Origin of the sequence: Nonomuraea helvata (assembly GCF_039535785.1) — a bacterium.
Classification (GTDB): domain Bacteria; phylum Actinomycetota; class Actinomycetes; order Streptosporangiales; family Streptosporangiaceae; genus Nonomuraea; species Nonomuraea helvata.
Genome location: NZ_BAAAXV010000001.1, coordinates 2,853,362 through 2,868,645 on the forward strand (window position 1 = coordinate 2,853,362; position 15,284 = coordinate 2,868,645).

The 15,284-nt window shown below is 69.2% G+C and carries 18 protein-coding genes; 6 read left to right on the forward strand and 12 right to left on the reverse strand.

Annotated elements, in window-relative coordinates; all coding sequences use genetic code 11:
• Positions 1-41: 41 nt before the first annotated feature.
• Positions 42-632 carry an RdgB/HAM1 family non-canonical purine NTP pyrophosphatase gene (gene rdgB, locus ABD830_RS13225; RefSeq protein ID WP_344987020.1) on the reverse strand — a complete coding sequence of 197 codons (591 nt, stop codon included), beginning with the start codon at positions 630-632 and terminating at the stop codon, positions 42-44.
• Positions 629-1,348 (reverse strand): ribonuclease PH, encoded by a 720-nt coding sequence (gene rph / locus ABD830_RS13230; protein WP_344987021.1) that lies wholly within the window; start codon positions 1,346-1,348, stop codon positions 629-631. The genes rdgB and rph overlap by 4 nt, the downstream gene beginning before the upstream one ends.
• 68 nt (positions 1,349-1,416) lie before the next feature.
• Here rph and ABD830_RS13235 point away from each other — a divergent pair, with 68 nt between their 5' ends.
• Complete coding sequence (locus ABD830_RS13235; RefSeq protein ID WP_344987022.1) at positions 1,417-2,655, forward strand: MFS transporter; 1,239 nt, start codon at positions 1,417-1,419, stop codon at positions 2,653-2,655.
• On the opposite strand, the gene ABD830_RS13240 is transcribed toward ABD830_RS13235, so the two are convergent.
• From ABD830_RS13240 to ABD830_RS13250, 3 genes are all read right to left on the reverse strand, one after another.
• Positions 2,640-3,392, reverse strand: a complete 753-nt coding sequence (locus ABD830_RS13240; protein ID WP_344987023.1) for an MBL fold metallo-hydrolase — start codon at positions 3,390-3,392, stop codon at positions 2,640-2,642. The two genes, ABD830_RS13235 and ABD830_RS13240, sit on opposite strands and share 16 nt — an antisense overlap.
• A complete protein-coding gene (gene murI, locus ABD830_RS13245) occupies positions 3,389-4,231 on the reverse strand; it encodes a glutamate racemase (RefSeq protein ID WP_344987024.1) in 843 nt (280 codons plus the stop codon). Before murI ends, ABD830_RS13240 begins: the two co-directional genes overlap by 4 nt.
• A 104-nt stretch (positions 4,232-4,335) precedes the next feature.
• Positions 4,336-5,124 (reverse strand): thioesterase family protein, encoded by a 789-nt coding sequence (locus ABD830_RS13250; protein ID WP_344987025.1) that lies wholly within the window; start codon positions 5,122-5,124, stop codon positions 4,336-4,338.
• Between the two features lie 107 nt (positions 5,125-5,231).
• On the opposite strand from ABD830_RS13250, the gene ABD830_RS13255 reads away from it, so the two are divergent.
• Both ABD830_RS13255 and ABD830_RS13260 read left to right on the forward strand, forming a co-directional pair.
• A complete protein-coding gene (locus ABD830_RS13255; protein ID WP_344987026.1) occupies positions 5,232-5,558 on the forward strand; it encodes a hypothetical protein in 327 nt (108 codons plus the stop codon).
• A gap of 85 nt (positions 5,559-5,643) precedes the next feature.
• The gene (locus ABD830_RS13260; RefSeq protein ID WP_344987676.1) at positions 5,644-7,533 is read left to right on the forward strand and encodes a hypothetical protein; all 1,890 of its coding nucleotides are present in this window, start codon (positions 5,644-5,646) and stop codon (positions 7,531-7,533) included.
• A 52-nt stretch (positions 7,534-7,585) separates the two neighbouring features.
• Here the strand turns inward: ABD830_RS13260 and ABD830_RS13265 are convergent, their stop codons facing one another.
• From ABD830_RS13265 to clpS, 5 genes are all read right to left on the reverse strand, one after another.
• Positions 7,586-8,533, reverse strand: a complete 948-nt coding sequence (locus tag ABD830_RS13265; protein ID WP_344987027.1) for a PLP-dependent cysteine synthase family protein — start codon at positions 8,531-8,533, stop codon at positions 7,586-7,588.
• 1 nt (position 8,534) lies between these two features.
• A complete protein-coding gene (locus ABD830_RS13270; RefSeq protein WP_185071430.1) occupies positions 8,535-8,807 on the reverse strand; it encodes a MoaD/ThiS family protein in 273 nt (90 codons plus the stop codon).
• A 235-nt stretch (positions 8,808-9,042) separates the two neighbouring features.
• Positions 9,043-9,444, reverse strand: a complete 402-nt coding sequence (locus ABD830_RS13275; protein WP_344987028.1) for a M67 family metallopeptidase — start codon at positions 9,442-9,444, stop codon at positions 9,043-9,045.
• 9 nt (positions 9,445-9,453) lie between these two features.
• The gene (locus ABD830_RS13280; RefSeq protein ID WP_344987029.1) at positions 9,454-9,978 is read right to left on the reverse strand and encodes a DUF2017 domain-containing protein; all 525 of its coding nucleotides are present in this window, start codon (positions 9,976-9,978) and stop codon (positions 9,454-9,456) included.
• 13 nt (positions 9,979-9,991) lie between these two features.
• Positions 9,992-10,285, reverse strand: a complete 294-nt coding sequence (gene clpS, locus ABD830_RS13285) for an ATP-dependent Clp protease adapter ClpS (RefSeq protein ID WP_090935661.1) — start codon at positions 10,283-10,285, stop codon at positions 9,992-9,994.
• 46 nt (positions 10,286-10,331) lie between these two features.
• Here clpS and ABD830_RS13290 point away from each other — a divergent pair, with 46 nt between their 5' ends.
• The 3 genes from ABD830_RS13290 to ABD830_RS13300 all read left to right on the forward strand — a co-directional run bounded on the left by ABD830_RS13290 (position 10,332) and on the right by ABD830_RS13300 (position 12,857).
• Positions 10,332-11,615, forward strand: a complete 1,284-nt coding sequence (locus ABD830_RS13290; RefSeq protein WP_344987031.1) for a nicotinate phosphoribosyltransferase — start codon at positions 10,332-10,334, stop codon at positions 11,613-11,615.
• A 15-nt stretch (positions 11,616-11,630) separates the two neighbouring features.
• Complete coding sequence (locus ABD830_RS13295; protein WP_344987032.1) at positions 11,631-12,200, forward strand: isochorismatase family protein; 570 nt, start codon at positions 11,631-11,633, stop codon at positions 12,198-12,200.
• 129 nt (positions 12,201-12,329) lie between these two features.
• Entirely contained in the window at positions 12,330-12,857 is a 528-nt protein-coding gene (locus ABD830_RS13300; protein ID WP_344987033.1) for a hypothetical protein, read from the forward strand.
• A gap of 2 nt (positions 12,858-12,859) precedes the next feature.
• On the opposite strand, the gene ABD830_RS13305 is transcribed toward ABD830_RS13300, so the two are convergent.
• The gene (locus ABD830_RS13305) at positions 12,860-13,237 is read right to left on the reverse strand and encodes an STAS domain-containing protein (RefSeq protein ID WP_344987034.1); all 378 of its coding nucleotides are present in this window, start codon (positions 13,235-13,237) and stop codon (positions 12,860-12,862) included.
• Positions 13,238-13,454: 217 nt separating this feature from the next.
• Positions 13,455-15,206, reverse strand: coding sequence for a DEAD/DEAH box helicase (locus tag ABD830_RS13310; protein WP_344987036.1), 1,752 nt, complete (start codon positions 15,204-15,206; stop codon positions 13,455-13,457).
• Positions 15,207-15,284 lie beyond the last annotated feature (78 nt).

Consider the following 15,284-nt stretch of genomic DNA (forward strand, 5'->3'; position numbering starts at 1 on the left):
GACGCTACGCCGTCCGGCCCCACACGGTTCTTACGCGGTGATTACGAGCTGAGCAGCTCCCGCACCAGCGGCGACAGCGCGCGGAAGGCCCGCCCTCGGTGGCTGATCGCGTCCTTGTCCTCCGGCGACATCTCGGCCGTCGTGCGCTCCTCGCCGTCGGGCACGAAGATCGGGTCGTACCCGAACCCGTTGGACCCCCGGGGCGAGCTGACGAGACGGCCCGGCAGCACGCCCTCCACCACGCGGGTCTCCCCCGACGGGAGCGCCAGCACGGCGGCGCAGGCGAAGTGGGCGGTCAGCCTGTCGGCAGGCACGTCGGACACCTGCGCGAGCAGCAGGTCGAGGTTGGCCTGGTCGTCGCCGTGCCGCCCGGACCAGCGGGCGGAGAAGACGCCCGGCATGCCGCCGAGCACGTCGACGCAGAGCCCCGAGTCGTCCGCGACCGCGGGCAGACCCGACCCCTGGGCGACGGCGTGCGCCTTGAGCAGCGCGTTCTCCTCGAAGGTGACGCCGGTCTCGGCGACCTCGCCGATCGAGGGGAACTCCTCGAGGCCCACGATGTCGAAGTCGGCCAGGATGCGGCGCAGCTCCGCGATCTTGCCCGCGTTGCGGGTGGCCAGCACGATCTTCATGAGCCCAGGGCCTCGTGCTGGATCAGCGTGAGCTCCTCGCAGCCGGCCACGGCCAGGTCGAGGAGCTGGTCGAGCGCGCCGCGGTCGAACGGGGCGCCCTCGGCGGTGCCCTGCACCTCGACGAAGCTGCCCTCTCCGGTCATCACGACGTTCATGTCGGTCTCGGCGGCCACGTCCTCGGTGTAGCAGAGGTCGAGCATCGGCACCGAGCCGACCACCCCGACGGAGACGGCCGCGACCGAGCCGATCAGCGGGTCGCCCGGGCACATGCGGCGCTCGCGCATCCACGCGACCGCGTCGGCGAGCGCGACGTAGGCGCCGGTGATCGCGGCGGTCCTGGTGCCGCCGTCGGCCTGCAGCACGTCGCAGTCGAGCAGGATGGAGTTTTCGCCCAGCGCCTTGTAATCGACGCAGGCCCGCAGCGAACGCCCGATCAGCCGGGAAATCTCATGAGTCCTGCCGCCGATTTTGCCGCGGACCGATTCGCGATCGTTGCGAGTATTGGTCGCCCGGGGCAACATGGCATATTCGGCCGTAACCCAGCCCTGGCCGCTGCCTCTGCGCCACCGGGGCACACTGTCCTGGACGGAGGCGGCGCACAACACCCGCGTGTTGCCGAATTCGACCAGCACCGAACCTTCGGCGTGGTCCAGCCAATGCCTGGTGATGGTGATCGTGCGTAGCTGGTCAGGGTTGCGGCCATCCTGTCTGGACATGCAGATCACCCTATCTCCGGGCCACGACACTCTTGACCAAATGTGTCCACCACATGGATCCTTACCGAATGACAACGGGGGTGTTGCGAAACCCTGACTTCCTCCGGTTCCTCAGTTCGCATGTCGCGGACGAACTTGGGGCGAATATCTCACGTGTGGCACTCCCCCTGGTGGCCGTGCTCACGCTCCACGCCGGGCCGGCGGCGGTCGGCGCGCTGTCGGCGCTGCAGACGACGGCGTTCCTGCTCATCGGTCTGCCCGCGGGGGTATGGGTCGACAGGATGCGCAAGCGCCGCGTGATGATGGTCACCGACCTGGCGAGGTTCCTGCTGCTCGGCAGCATACCGCTGGCGGCCCAGCTGGGGCTGCTGTCGATCGGCGTGATGTTCGCGGTCGCCCTGCTGGCGGGCGCGAGCCAGGTCTTCAACGACGTGGCCGACCAGACGTACCTGCCGGAGCTGGTCGGCACCGGGCAGCTCAGCGACGGCAACTCGAAGCTGGAGGTCGTCCGCTCCGGCGCGTTCCTGGCGGGGCCGGGCATCGGGGGCGCGCTGGTGCAGCTGCTCGGTGCGCCGTGCACGGTGGTCGCCACCGCGCTCGGCTCGCTCGGCTCGGTGCTCTTCCTCGGCTCGGTCAAGGTGCCCGACAAGCCCCCCGCCGTCGCCGAGCGCACCCCGTTGCTGCGCGGCATCGGCGAAGGTCTCGCGTACGTGTGGCACGACCGGCTGATGCGCATGTTCGTGGCCTCCACGGCGGCCGTCAACCTGTGCGTCAGCGCCGTGCTCGGCCTGTCGGTCTTATTCCTCGCCGACGAGGTCGGGCTCGCGCCCGGCGTCGTCGGCGTGCTGCTCATGTCGGGCGGCATCGGTGGCCTGATCGGCGGCCTGAGCGCCGGCTGGCTGTCCAGGCGGTACGGCATCGCCAGGACGACGTGGCTGGCCGTCAGCGTGGCCTCGCCCTTCGGCCTGCTGCTGCCGCTGACACAGGCCGACTGGCGGGCGGTGTGCTTCGCCATCACTTCCATGGCGCTCTCTTGGAGCGCGACATTGATGAACGTGGGTCAGATCACCTACCGGCAGACCGTGACCCCCGAGCACCTGCTCGGCCGGGTCAACGCGTCGGTGCGGTTCATGGTCTGGGGCATCATGCCGCTGGGCGCGCTGCTCGGCGGCCTCGTCGCCCAGCAGATCGGCGTCCGGGACGCCCTGTGGGTCTTCATGGCGGGCAGGCTGCTGGCGTTTCTCCCGCTGCTGTTCTCGCCGCTCCCCCGAATGCGCGACTTCGGCGAGGTTCAGTCCAGGTCGTAGACCGCGCCGCAGCGCGCCAGCTCGACCGGGCCCGCGAAGCCCCCTCCCATCGCCTGCTCGAGCACCGTGCTCTGGTCGTTCCACGGGACGAGATGGGTGAGCACGAGCCGGCCGACCTCGGCCCTGTCGGCGTGCTCGGCGGCCTGACGGCCGGTCAGGTGCAGGTCGGGAGGCAGGTCGGGGCCCTCGACGAACGACGCCTCGCACAGCATCAGGTCGGCGCCCGCGGCCAGCTTCACCAGTTCGGCGGACTCGCCGGTGTCGCCGGAGTAGACCACGGACCTGGTGCCGTCGGACACGCGGAAGCCGTACGCCTCGACCGGGTGGTTGACCAGCCCCGCGGTCAGCGTGAACGGCCCGATCTCGAAGGAGCCAGGCGCCAGCGGCACGAACTCGAAAGCGGTCTCCATGCCCGGCTCGTCCGGCATCCCGTACGCGGCCGAGAGCCGGCGCGGCGCGTCGGCGGGCGCGTAGACGGGCACCAGGGGGTACGGCGCCGCGGGCCCGTACGTGCGGGCCACGTGGTATCCGCACATGTCGAGACAGTGGTCGGCGTGCAGGTGGGTCAGGCAGATCGCGTCCACGTCGTACACTCCGATGTGGCGTTGGAGCGCGCCGAGCGATCCGCTGCCGAGGTCGAGCAGCATCCTGAACCCGTCCGCCTCGACGAGGTAGCAGGATGCGGGGCTGTCGGGGCCGGGGAAGCTGCCCGAGCACCCGACGATGGTCACCTTCATGTGGGCTCCTTCCGGGCGGCCGAGTGGCCGTTAGAGGTAGTACCCCCCACTGGTGCGACTTCGACCACGTCGATCTCCGGGCCCAGGAAACGCCGCCCGTGCCGGGCGAAGAGCAGGGAGTCGCCGGTGGCGAGGAAGCGGTGCCGGGGGGTGGCCTCGCCTCCCGCCGCCAGATCGCGATCGTGCAGGATCCGGTAGACGTCCTTGGCCGTCTCCTCGGCGCTGGAGACCAGCGTGACCCCGTCGCCCACGACGTAGGAGATCGCGCCGGTGAGCAGCGGGTAGTGGGTGCAGCCCAGGATGAGGGTGTCGCATCCCGCGGCCCTGATGGGCTCCAGGTATTCGCGCACGACCTCGATGAGCTCGTCGCTCATCGTCTCCCCTCGTTCGACGTACTCCACCAGGCGCGGGGCGGCCACGCCGGTGAGGCACACGTCGGGCGCCGCGGTGAAGGCGTCGTGGTAGGCCATGGAGTCGATGGTGGCCCTCGTGGCGATCACGCCGACCCTGCCGGTGCGGGTGGCGCGCACCGCGCGCCTGGTGGCGGGCTGGATCACCTCGACGACCGGCACGTCGTAGCGCTCGCGCGCGTCACGCAGCACGGCCGCGCTGGCGCTGTTGCACGCGATCACGAGCATCTTGACGCCCTGCTCGACGAGGTGGTCCATCACCTCCAGGGCGTAGGCGCGGACCTCCGCGATGCGTTTCGGCCCGTACGGCTGGCGGGCCGTGTCGGCCACGTACGTAATGGACTCGCAGGGCAACTGGTCGATGATCGCACGGGCGACCGTCAGGCCGCCGACCCCGCTGTCGAAGATCCCAATACTCGCGTCCGGCACGCTCTAGAGGGTAGGCGACCTGCGTGATCAACTCTGCGTAAGAATCCTCACACCTATGAGAAGTGGCCTTTGAATCGGTGTCGTCTTCGTCACATTCCTGGTGATCAGCCTCTTCCGACCCGGGCCAGCTGGCGCGACTGGGCGACGAGGCGGCCGGCGGAGTCGCGTACCTCGACCTCCTCGTCGAACCAGCCGTCCGAGATGAGCCGGCCGCCGCCGAGCAGCGTGAGCCAGCCGGGCGCGGGCAGCGCGCGCAGGTGCCAGGTCAGCTCCACGGTCGGCGCCCAGCCCCGTGCGCCCGCGGAGAACACCACGGGCGGCAGCGCGTCCACGGCCAGCGCCAGCACGTACGGGTCCGGGTCTTGGGGCTCGGCCATCCTGAAGTACGCCCGCGACTCCGGCCTGCCGGTCGGCTCGCCCTTCAGCCAGCCGATGGTGGGCGGGTCGAAGAGCAGCTCCATCTGGGCGTTCAGGGTCATGCCCGAATCGGGCTTGGGATCGGGAAGCCTGACGCACTCCGCACGACTCGGCATGTCCTGGGCGGGCGCCTCGAAGACCGGCTCGGCCTCGTTCAGCGTGGCAGTCGTGATCAGGCCCTCGATGTGCGCCACGCCGTCCTGCACGAGCGTGGCCCTGGCGAAGGCGGCCGTCCTGCCCGCTTTGAGCGGCTCGATCCGGACCTGCGCGGGCCCGGCGATCGGCGCCTTCAGGAACTGCGCGGTCGTGCTCACCGGATGCTCGAACGGCGAGGCGTCCACGGCGGCCCGGAGCATCACGGCCATGAGGTAGCCGCCGTTGAGCGGGCCGCCGATCGCGTAACCGGGATCCAGGCACACGTCGTACACGCCGTCATCGACCTTGATCGCCTGTGTCGCCTCGTCGAACTTGGTCATCCACGCCTGCCTCAAATCCAGAACACTATTCTGGAGGCATACTCTAGTGCATCCCGCTATCAGCGCGCCTACCTGCGAAAACGTGATACGGCTGAGAAAGTTCGATCATGTCGAGTGTCACCGAACTCATCGGTCAGTCCGTCTGGGACTCCAATGGGGTGTGGGTCGGCCACGTGGTGGACATCCGCGTGGTCAAGCACAAGGGGGAGCTGCAGCAGAGCCACACCGTCTACGGACTCGTCGTCTCGAGCATGCGCGCGCCGCTGCTGCTGGGCCTCACGCGCGAGCGCGCGGACCGCCCGGAATGGCTCTCCCGGATCCTGTCCCGTCTGGCCTATGCGGGTTGCACGTTCGTGCCGTGGGAGTCCATCGCGGAGTACGGCGAAGGCGAGGTCCACATCAGCACGCTGAGAAAGGAGCTCACCCGGGTCTGAATCTCACTTCAGCACATTTCAAGCGCCCGTCAAGCAACATCAGCTAACTTCTTTTGGGTCCAAAGTCCACATTGTGAGTTGAGTGATGTCTGCGAATAATCCCCCCTACGGCCAGGATCCTGACCGGACCGCGACGTACAACTGGAACCAGGGGCAGCAGCCGGAGAACCCTCCGGCATCGGGCCAGCCGTACCCGCCGCAGCAGCCCTACCAGCAGCCGTACGGCCAGCAGGCGTCCTACGGCCAGCAGCAGCCGTACAACCCTCAGCCCGGCTACGGGCAGCAGCAGCCCTCCTATGGCGACCCCTACGGTCAGCAGGGCCAGCAGAATTGGCAGCAGGGCCAGCCGCAGGCACAGAGCGGCTGGCAGCAGCAACCGCAGCAGGGCTGGCAGCAGGAGCAGCAAGGGTGGCAGCAGGGCCAGGGATGGCAGCAGGAGCAGCAGGGTTGGCAGCAGGAGCAGCAGGGTTGGCAGCAGGACCAGTACGCCCAGGGCGGCTGGCAGCAGCAGGGGCCTGAGGGCTTCGGCCCCGCGGAGCCGGCCAAGAAGGGTCGCAAGACGTGGATCATCGCCGCCGCGGCGGCGCTCGCGGTGATCCTGCTCGGCGGCGGCGCGGTGTGGGCCACGGGAGCCATCGGCGGCGGCGGCACGCAGCCGAACGAGGTGCTGCCCGCCAACTCGATCGCCTACGTCCGGCTCGACATGGACCCGGCGGCGAACCAGAAGCTGGCGCTGTTCCAGGTGGCCAAGAAGTTCACGATGACCAAGGACACCTTCACCGGCGAGGACCCGCGCAAGGCGATCTTCGACATGTTCAACGAGGGCTCCGACTCCAAGATCGACTTCGCCAAGGACGTCGATCCCTGGCTGGGCAGCAGGGCCGGTTTCGCGGCCGTGCCCTCGGGCAAGGAGCAGCCCGACTACGCGGTGGCCATCCAGGTCAAGGACGAGGCGCAGGCCAAGGCCGGCATCGCCAAGGTCATGAAGGGCGAGAAGTACGGCATCGCCTTCCGCGAGGACTACGCGCTGCTCAGCTCGACCCAGCAGCTGGCCGACAAGTTCGCGCAGTCCGACACCAGCCTGGCCGACAACAGCGAGTTCAACGACGACATGGGCGCGGTCGGCGAGCAGGGCGTGCTGTCGTTCTGGGCCAACATGGGCGGGCTCATGCAGCTGGCCAAGGAGGAGATCCCGGCCGAGCAGGCCGCCGCCGTCGAGCAGTTCAAGGAGGCCAGGTTCGCCGGCGCGCTCCGCTTCGACAGCGCGTACGTCGAGCTCGCCGGTGTCATGCGCGGCGCCAAGGGCCTGAACGCCGAGGGTGACCTGCCCAAGGCCGAGCTGGGCACCCTGCCCGCCACCACGGCGGGCGCCGTGTCGGTCTCCGGCCTCGACCAGATCATCACCAAGCAGTGGGCCGACATCCAGAAGCAGGCCGCGGCGGCCGGCGGCGCGGAGGTCAAGCAGTTCATCGAGCAGGCGCAGAGCCAGCTCGGCCTGCAGCTGCCCGGCGACCTCGCCACGGTCGTCGGCCAGAACTTCACGCTCGCGGTGGACAGCCAGGGCCTGGGCGGCGAGCAGATCAAGGGCGGCGTGCGCGTCGTCACCGACCCCGCCAAGGCGCAGGCCGTCCTGGACAAGGTCCAGAAGGCGCTGGGCTCCCAGGGCCAGGGTGCGCCGCAGATCGCCAAGGTCGCCGGCGACGGCGTCCTCGCGGTGGCGACGTCGGACGAGTACGCCAAGCAGCTGGCCGGGGAGGGCTCACTCGGCGACTCGGAGACGTTCCAGACGGCCGTCGCCAACGCCGATGACGCCAACTTCGCGGTCTTCGTGGACCTGGACAAGGTCGAGAACCTCTACCTCAAGTCCATGGACGGCGACGACAAGGCCAACGCGCAGGCGCTGCGGGCCATCGGCATCAGCGGCACCCGGACCGACACCGAGGCGACGTTCTCGGCGCGGGTCCTGTTCAACTGACGCAAAAGAGAAGGCCGCCGGTCATGGGACCGGCGGCCTTCTCTCTGTCGTCTCACGCCCAGAGCTGGCCTTCGAGGCGCTCTTCGGCCTCGTCCAAGGTGCCCTCGTAGGCACCCGTGGACAGGTATTTCCAGCCGCCGTCGGCCACCACGAACACGATGTCCGCGCGTTCGCCCGCCTTGACCGCCTTGTTGGCCACCCCCAGCGCCGCGTGCAGCGCCGCGCCGGTCGAGACCCCGGCGAAGATGCCCTCGGAGGCGAGCAGCTCACGCGTGCGCCGCAGCGCGTCGGCCGAGCCCACGGAGAAGCGGGTGGTCAGCACGGACTCGTCGTAGAGCTCGGGGATGAAGCCCTCGTCCACGTTGCGCAGCCCGTACACCAGCTCGCCGTAGCGCGGCTCGGCCGCGACGATCTGCACGCCCGGCACCCGCTCGCGCAGGAACCGGCCGACCCCCATCAGCGTCCCCGTCGTGCCGAGCCCGGCCACGAAGTGGGTGAGGGTGGGCAGGTCCTCGAGGATCTCGGGGCCGGTGCTCTCGTAGTGGGAGCGCCAGTTGGCCGGGTTGCCGTACTGGTAGAGCATCACCCAGGAGGGATTCTGGGCCGACAGCTCCTTGGCCACGCGTACGGCCTCGTTGGAGCCGCCCGCGGCCGGCGAGGAGATGATCTCCGCACCCCACATGCGCAGCAGCTGGCGGCGCTCCTCCGAGGTGTTCTCCGGCATCACGCAGATCAGCCTGTAGCCCTTGAGCCTGGCCGACATCGCGAGCGAGATGCCGGTGTTGCCGCTGGTGGGCTCGAGGATCGTGCAGCCCGGGGTGAGCCTGCCGTCCTTCTCGGCCTCCTCGATCATCCAGAGGGCCGGCCTGTCCTTGATCGACCCGGTCGGGTTGCGGTCCTCCAGCTTGGCCCAGATCCGCACCTCCGCGGAGGGCGACAGCCGCGGCAGGCCGACGAGCGGCGTGTGGCCGACCGAGTCGATCAGCGATTCGAACCGCATGTCACCCGCCTGCGACGGCAGGCAGCACGGTGACCGTGTCGCCGTCGGACAGCGGCGTGCCCAGGCCGCCCAGGAAGCGCACGTCCTCGTCGTTCAGGTAGACGTTGACGAAGCGGCGCAGGCTGCCCGCGTCGACCAGGCGCTCCTTGATGCCGGGGTGACGCGACTCAAGATTGCTGATCAGCTCTTCGAGGGTGGCGCCCTCGGCGTCGACGGCCTTGGCGCCGCCGGTGTAATTACGCAGGATGGTCGGAATGCGAACTTCGATGGCCATCGCGCTCAGTCTCCTCAGGTCAGGTCGTCCCATCGGCAGCAACGCCGACGGCTGAAGGGGGATTCCGGGCAGGGGGCTTCCAGGAAGAAACCTGCTCAGACTGCTGCTGCCGCCGCCCTACTCTCCTGCCCGGCCAGGACCGTAGCGGCAGTGAGACGGCAGATTTCTCAGCGACAGTCGTAAACGACGACAGCCGGAGTGTGCGCGAAGAGGAAGCTCTGCACCGGCCTGGCCATCATGGGAGAAACCTTACCTCTTCCTCCGTAATCACTCCGTCGAGGATCCGGTACGAGCGGAACTCGGCCTTGTCCTCGTCCCGCGTGGAGACCAGCACGTAGTGGGCGTCCGGCTCGGAGGCGTAGGACACGTCGGTGCGCGACGGGTACGCCTCGGTGGCGGTGTGGGAGTGGTAGATCACGACGGGCTCCTCGTCGCGGTCGTCCATCTCCCGCCAGACGCGCAGCTGCTCCATGGAGTCGAAGCGGTAGAAGGTGGGCGAGCGTTCGGCGTTCTCCATCGGGATGAACCGCTCGGGAACGCCGTTCTTGCCCGCGATGACGCCACACGCCTCATCGGGGTGGTCGGCACGGGCGTGGGCGACGATCTTGTCTGCCAGTTCCTGCGCGATCGACAGCATGCCCGGAAATTACCAGAGCGCCCGTACCAGGCTGTCCTGGAGGTAGGTCAGCCAGTCGTAGGTGACGTAGGCCGGGTAACGCGGATCGTCCTCGGACATCATGGCGATCTCGTCGTGGACCTCCTCGGTCACGTCGAGCTTGGTGCCGAGCGTGAGGCGTACGTCGTTGAGCGAGCGCAGCCACGCCTGGGCCTGCTCGGGTGTGAGCTCGGCCCGGCCCGACTTGGCGGTGTCGAAGACGGTCTGGGCGTCGGCCCGCTTGCCGTCGCGCAGCGTGGCCTCGGTGTAGCGGCGGAACTCCGCCGACTCCTGCTCGTCCTCGTACGCCGACGGGAACAGCCTGGCCAGCACCGGGTCGGACGGCGCCTCGCCCCCGCCGATGCCCAGCGCGCGCTCCAGCGGGTCGTCGCTGGTCTGCCCCGGCTCCACGATGCCCAGCATCATCGAGACGAGCGAGCGCAGGAGCGAGACCTCGGCGGCCTCGAACTCCGCGATGACGCCGCCGCCCTTGCCCGGTGAGAATCCCGATGTCACCCGTGCCGCCGCCTCACTTGACCGAGTCCGGCTGGAGCGTCGCCCACAGGCCGTAGGAGTGGAGAATCTGCACATCGCGTTCCATCTCTTCCCGCGTGCCGCTGGACACGACGGCCTTGCCCTTGTGATGAACGTCCAGCATGAGTTTCTCGGCCTTCTCCTTCGTGTAGCCGAAGACCGTTTGGAAGACATAGGTCACGTAGGACATGAGGTTGACGGGGTCGTTCCAGACGATGGTCACCCATGGCAGATCGGGTCGGACGTCCGATGACGGACGCTCAACGGCGATTGGAGCGGTGCTACCCACATCCCCGAGTCTGCCCTATCTGGGCCGTAGTCTTCGAGTCGTGAGGATGGCCATGAGCACTGCGTTGCTGACAGATCACTATGAGCTGACGATGCTACAGGCGGCCCTGCAGAGTGGGGCCGCACACAGACGCGCCGTTTTCGAGGTTTTCGCCAGACATCTACCAGGCGGCAGGCGCTACGGGGTTGTCGCCGGGACGGGACGTGTCCTGGACGAACTGGAACGCTTCCGTTTCGGTGAGGAAGAACTCACCTATCTGCGGGAGAACCACGTCGTCGACGGCTCCACTCTGGCGTTTCTCGCCGATTACCGGTTTTCCGGGAACATCTACGGCTACCGCGAGGGCGACCTCTACTTCCCCGCCTCTCCCATCATGATCGTGGAGGGCACGTTCGCGGAGGCCGTGCTGCTGGAGACGCTCGCCCTTTCGATACTCAACCATGACTGCGCCATCGCCTCCGCCGCCTCGCGCATGACCAACGCGGCGGGCAAGCGGCCGATCATCGAGATGGGCTCGCGCCGTACGCACGAGGGCGCCGCCGTGGCGGCCGCACGGGCCGCGTACATCGCCGGGTTCGCCTCCACCTCCAACCTGATGGCCGGGCACGTGTACGGCGTCCCCACGGCCGGCACGGCGGCGCACGCGTTCACGTTGCTGCACGACACGGAGAAGGACGCGTTCAAGGCCCAGATCGCCTCGCTCGGCCGCTCGACGACGCTGCTGGTGGACACGTACGACGTGGCCGAGGCGGTACGCACGGCCGTCGAGCTGGCCGGGCCGGAGCTGGGCGCGGTCCGCATCGATTCGGGCGACCTGGCCGCCGCCGCGCAGGAGGTCCGCGAGCAGCTCGACGCGCTCGGGGCCTTCAACACCCGCATCCTGGTCACCTCCGACCTGGACGAGTACGCCATCGCCGCGCTCGCCGCAGCCCCCGTGGACGGCTACGGCGTCGGCACCTCCCTCGTGACGGGCTCCGGCGTCCCCACGGCGGCCCTGGTGTACAAGCTGGTGGCGCGTGAGACGGCCACGGGCAAGCTGGAGGCCGTGGCCAAGCGCTCGGTGGGCAAGCCGTCGCGCGGGGGCCGCAAGCAGGCGTACCGGCTGCTGGACGAGTCGGGCAACGTGGAGACCGAGCTGGTCACCACCGGTGGCCTGGCCCCCGAGGGCGGCATCCCGCTGCTGCACGAGCTGGTGCGCGACGGCGAGGTCGTGGGCAGGGAGCCCCTGTCGGCCGCCCGCGAGCGCCACGCGCAGGCCGTCGCCAGCCTCCCCCAGGAGGCCCTCCACCTCGGCCGGGGATATGCGGCGGTCCCCACGGAATTCGCCTGACATATGGTGCTACGTATGGGTACCGCGTTGATCATCGTGGATGTGCAGAACGACTTCTGCGAGGGCGGCAGTCTGCCCGTGGCCGGAGGCGCCGAGGTGGCGGCGGCCATCACCCGTCACGTGGCCGAACACGGCTACGACCACGTGGTGGCGACCCGCGACTACCACGTCTCCCCCGGCGCCCACTTCTCCGGCACGCCCGACTACGTCGCGACGTGGCCCGCGCACTGCGTGGCCGGCTCCCCGGGAGCGGACTTCCACCCGGCGTTCGACGTGTCGGGCGTGGAGGAGGTGTTCAGCAAGGGCGCGTACGCGGCCGCGTACAGCGGTTTCGAGGGCGCCTCCGGCGACGGCGTGCCGCTGGCCGAATGGCTGAGGCAGCGCGGGGTGCACGAGGTCGACGTGGTGGGGATCGCCACGGACCACTGCGTGCGCGCCACGGCGCTCGACGCGGTGAAGACCGGGCTGGCGGTGCGGGTGCTGCTGGACCTGACGGCGGGCGTGGCCCCCGCGACCACGGAGGCGGCGGTGGCGGAGATGAAGAAGGCGGGCGCCACTCTCCGGGGAGCGCCTGTCGTGGAGTGAATTCGCCACTGATCACGATGCGTACATGATGGGCAACGCAGAGGTCATGTGATATTCATGAGGGCGAACCCTCTCCGGAGCCGTAGTAATACGGAGAGTCACATACTTCTTTTCGTGTGAGGTCCTTTCATGTTGGCCGTCTCCCTGGGTGTGGCCTGGCTCCTGCTCGGCCCCCTGTGCCTGTGGCTGCTCGTGAGGGGCCGCGCCGGCGAGCGGGTGGGCGCCGTCGTGGCGCTGGCGCTGCTGGAGGGGGGCACGATCGCGATGAGCGACATCCATCCGGCCATGCCGCCCGCCCACGCCGTCGCGGCGCACGTCGAGCCGTCCTGCGACGGACGTGTGCCGGTGCCCCGGTCCGCGAAGGTGGGGCGCGAGATCGTGCTCACCTGGCCGGCGGCCCCGCACGAGTGCCAGGCGGCCGAGGCCGTCGTACGCACTCAGGGGCGGAAGATGCTGGTCTGGCTGTACGAGGGGCCGAGCATCGGCCGGCGCGTCTCCGTGCTCACGGTTCGTCACCAGCGCGTTTTCACGCTGCCCGTCCGCGTGGACGGCGGTAGAGCGGTGCTCAGCGTTCCGATGCGCGGAAAACCGCATGATGTTCTGACCGATGGGCGCACAGGGCGGCGCATCCCGGAGCACTCCCCGCAGGCGGCCTGAGCTCAGGTCTTGGCCACCGCCAGCCGCAGCGCGTCGTCGAGCCGGGCGAAGACCTCGAACGCGTGCCGCAGCCCGGTGATCGACAGCACTCTGGCCATGACTCCCTGGACCCCTCCGAGCAGGAGCCTGGTCCCCCTGGCCTCGCACCGCTGCAGGACCCCGAGGAGCTCGTTCACCCCCATCGAGTCGCAGAACCGCAGCTCGCCCAGGTCCAGGATCAGGAAGGGTCTCGGGGGCAGGTCCCAGATGGGCTCCATGTGCTCGCGCAGCACCGGCAGCGCATAGACGTCGAGCTCACCCTCGAGCCTGACGAGAACCGCAGTTCGGGTGAGGCCGGAAGTGACGCTCAACGTCGGCTTTCTGGTGGCCTCAGACGACATGGGCAAAGTCCTTCTGCGTATCCCGAGACAAGCCAAAAGTGGTTGTTGCCGTATCGGTCGAGTTTCTAACAAGAGGGCATGGTTCTGTGGCGAAATGCACAGAGTTACGGAGCGTAACAGGGGCCGATCGGCAGAGCTGAGGCGGTCCCCACCCCCCGCCGTACTTCGGCCGGGGAGCGGGGACGGCGATCGCTCGGGACGTCGATGAAGAGCGGGGTCAGCGGCGTTGGGTGGCCCAGCGGCGGATCGTGTCGATCCGCTCCTGGATCTGCTCCGCCGTCGCCTGCGCGATCGGCGGGCCGCCACAGGAACGCCGCAGCTCCGAGTGGATGACGCCGTGCGGCTGCCCCGTGCGGTGGTTCCACGCGCCCACCAGGCCGTTGAGCTCGCGCCTCAGCTCCGCGATCTGCTCGTGCGGCGCCAGGGTCTCGCTCGGCTGCTCCACCGCCTGCTTGCGCTTGGCCGCCTGCTGGTCGGACTGGCGCTTGCGCAGCAGCGTCGCCACCTGGTCGGGCTCCAGCAGCCCCGGCAGGCCGAGGAAGTCCTCCTCCTCGGCAGAGCCGATCTCCGCGCCCGTGCCGAACTCGCCTCCGTCGAACAGCACCCGGTCGAACGTGGCCGACGTCTCCATCGTCTCGAACGGGAGCTCGTCGCCCAGGACGTCGGGATTGTCCTTCTGGCGGTTGGCCTGATCGAGAAGGCTGTCGTCGAGGCCGTCCTCCGGGGGCCGCTTGTTGAGCACGTGGTCGCGCTCCACCTCCATCTCGTTGGCCAGCCCCATGAGGGTGGGCACCGAGGGGAGGAAGACCGAGGCGGTCTCGCCGCGCTTGCGCGCGCGCACGAAGCGGCCCACGGCCTGGGCGAAGAAGAGCGGGGTGGAGGTGGAGGTGGCGTAGACGCCCACGCACAGGCGGGGGATGTCGACGCCCTCCGACACCATGCGTACGGCCACCAGCCAGCGGGCCTGCGAGGCCGCGAACTCCTTGATCTTCTTCGACGCCCCGGGGTCGTCGGAGAGCACGACCGTGGCGCCCTCGCCGGTGATGTTGCGCAGGTGCCGGGCATAGGCCCGGGCGGTCTCGTGGTCGGTGGCGATGACCAGGCCGCCCGCGTCGGGCACGCCCCTGCGCACCTCCGTGAGACGGCGGTCGGCGGCCTGCATGACCTGGCGGATCCAGTCGCCCTTCGGGTCGAGCGCGGCCCGCCACGCCTGCGAGAGCTGGTCCTTGGTGAGCGGCGTGCCGAGCGTCGCGGCGATCTCGTCGCCCGCCCGGGTGCGCCACTTCATCTCGCCGGAGTACGCCAGGAAGATGACCGGGCGCACGACGCCGTCGTCGAGCGCGGGACCGTAGCCGTAGGAGTAGTCGGCGACGCTGCGCTTGAGGCCCTCGACGTCCTCCTCGTAGCCGACGAAGGGGATCGGGTTGTCGTCCGACCTGAACGGGGTGCCGGTGAGCTGGAGGCGACGGGTGGCGGGCTCGAACGCCTCGCGCACGCCGTCGCCCCACGACTTGGCGTCGCCCGCGTGGTGGATCTCGTCGAAGATCACCAGCGTCTTGCGCGCCTCCGTGCGTGCTCTGTGCAGCGCGGGGTGCATGGCGACCTGCGCGTACGTCACCGCGACACCCGTGTAGTCGCGCGAGGTGGCGCCCTGGCTGTTCTTGAACTCGGGGTCGATGGCGATGCCGACCCGCCCGGCGGCATCGGCCCACTGGCGCTTGAGGTGCTCGGTGGGCGTGACGATGGTGATCGCCTTGATCACTCCGTTGGCGATCAGCTCGCTGGCGATCCGCAGGGCGTAGGTCGTCTTGCCCGCGCCCGGCGTCGCCACGGTGAGGAAGTCACGCGGCTCGCGCCTGAAGTAGAGGTCGAACGCCTCCTGCTGCCAGGCACGCAGTTTGGGCGCGGTGCCCCATGCGGCTCGGTCTGGATAGGAAGGCGATAGGTGGGACGCGGCGAAGGTGCTCACCGCATCACCTCTGGGGTTCGTGTGCTTCGCTTTCTCACAGTGACCCAAGGGTAATCGGGCCCACCGACAAGACGTGCC

Excerpts from the sequence above, each read along its gene's own strand:
- rdgB (WP_344987020.1), bottom strand. The coding sequence starts at position 632 with ATGAAGATCGTGCTGGCCACCCGCAACGCGGGCAAGATCGCGGAGCTG.
- rph (WP_344987021.1), bottom strand. The coding sequence starts at position 1,348 with ATGTCCAGACAGGATGGCCGCAACCCTGACCAGCTACGCACGATCACC.
- ABD830_RS13235 (WP_344987022.1), top strand. The coding sequence starts at position 1,417 with ATGACAACGGGGGTGTTGCGAAACCCTGACTTCCTCCGGTTCCTCAGT.
- ABD830_RS13240 (WP_344987023.1), bottom strand. The coding sequence starts at position 3,392 with ATGAAGGTGACCATCGTCGGGTGCTCGGGCAGCTTCCCCGGCCCCGAC.
- ABD830_RS13250 (WP_344987025.1), bottom strand. The coding sequence starts at position 5,124 with ATGACCAAGTTCGACGAGGCGACACAGGCGATCAAGGTCGATGACGGC.
- ABD830_RS13255 (WP_344987026.1), top strand. The coding sequence starts at position 5,232 with ATGTCGAGTGTCACCGAACTCATCGGTCAGTCCGTCTGGGACTCCAAT.
- ABD830_RS13260 (WP_344987676.1), top strand. The coding sequence starts at position 5,644 with ATGTCTGCGAATAATCCCCCCTACGGCCAGGATCCTGACCGGACCGCG.
- ABD830_RS13265 (WP_344987027.1), bottom strand. The coding sequence starts at position 8,533 with ATGCGGTTCGAATCGCTGATCGACTCGGTCGGCCACACGCCGCTCGTC.
- ABD830_RS13270 (WP_185071430.1), bottom strand. The coding sequence starts at position 8,807 with ATGGCCATCGAAGTTCGCATTCCGACCATCCTGCGTAATTACACCGGC.
- ABD830_RS13275 (WP_344987028.1), bottom strand. The coding sequence starts at position 9,444 with ATGCTGTCGATCGCGCAGGAACTGGCAGACAAGATCGTCGCCCACGCC.
- ABD830_RS13290 (WP_344987031.1), top strand. The coding sequence starts at position 10,332 with ATGGCCATGAGCACTGCGTTGCTGACAGATCACTATGAGCTGACGATG.
- ABD830_RS13295 (WP_344987032.1), top strand. The coding sequence starts at position 11,631 with ATGGGTACCGCGTTGATCATCGTGGATGTGCAGAACGACTTCTGCGAG.
- ABD830_RS13300 (WP_344987033.1), top strand. The coding sequence starts at position 12,330 with ATGTTGGCCGTCTCCCTGGGTGTGGCCTGGCTCCTGCTCGGCCCCCTG.
- ABD830_RS13305 (WP_344987034.1), bottom strand. The coding sequence starts at position 13,237 with ATGTCGTCTGAGGCCACCAGAAAGCCGACGTTGAGCGTCACTTCCGGC.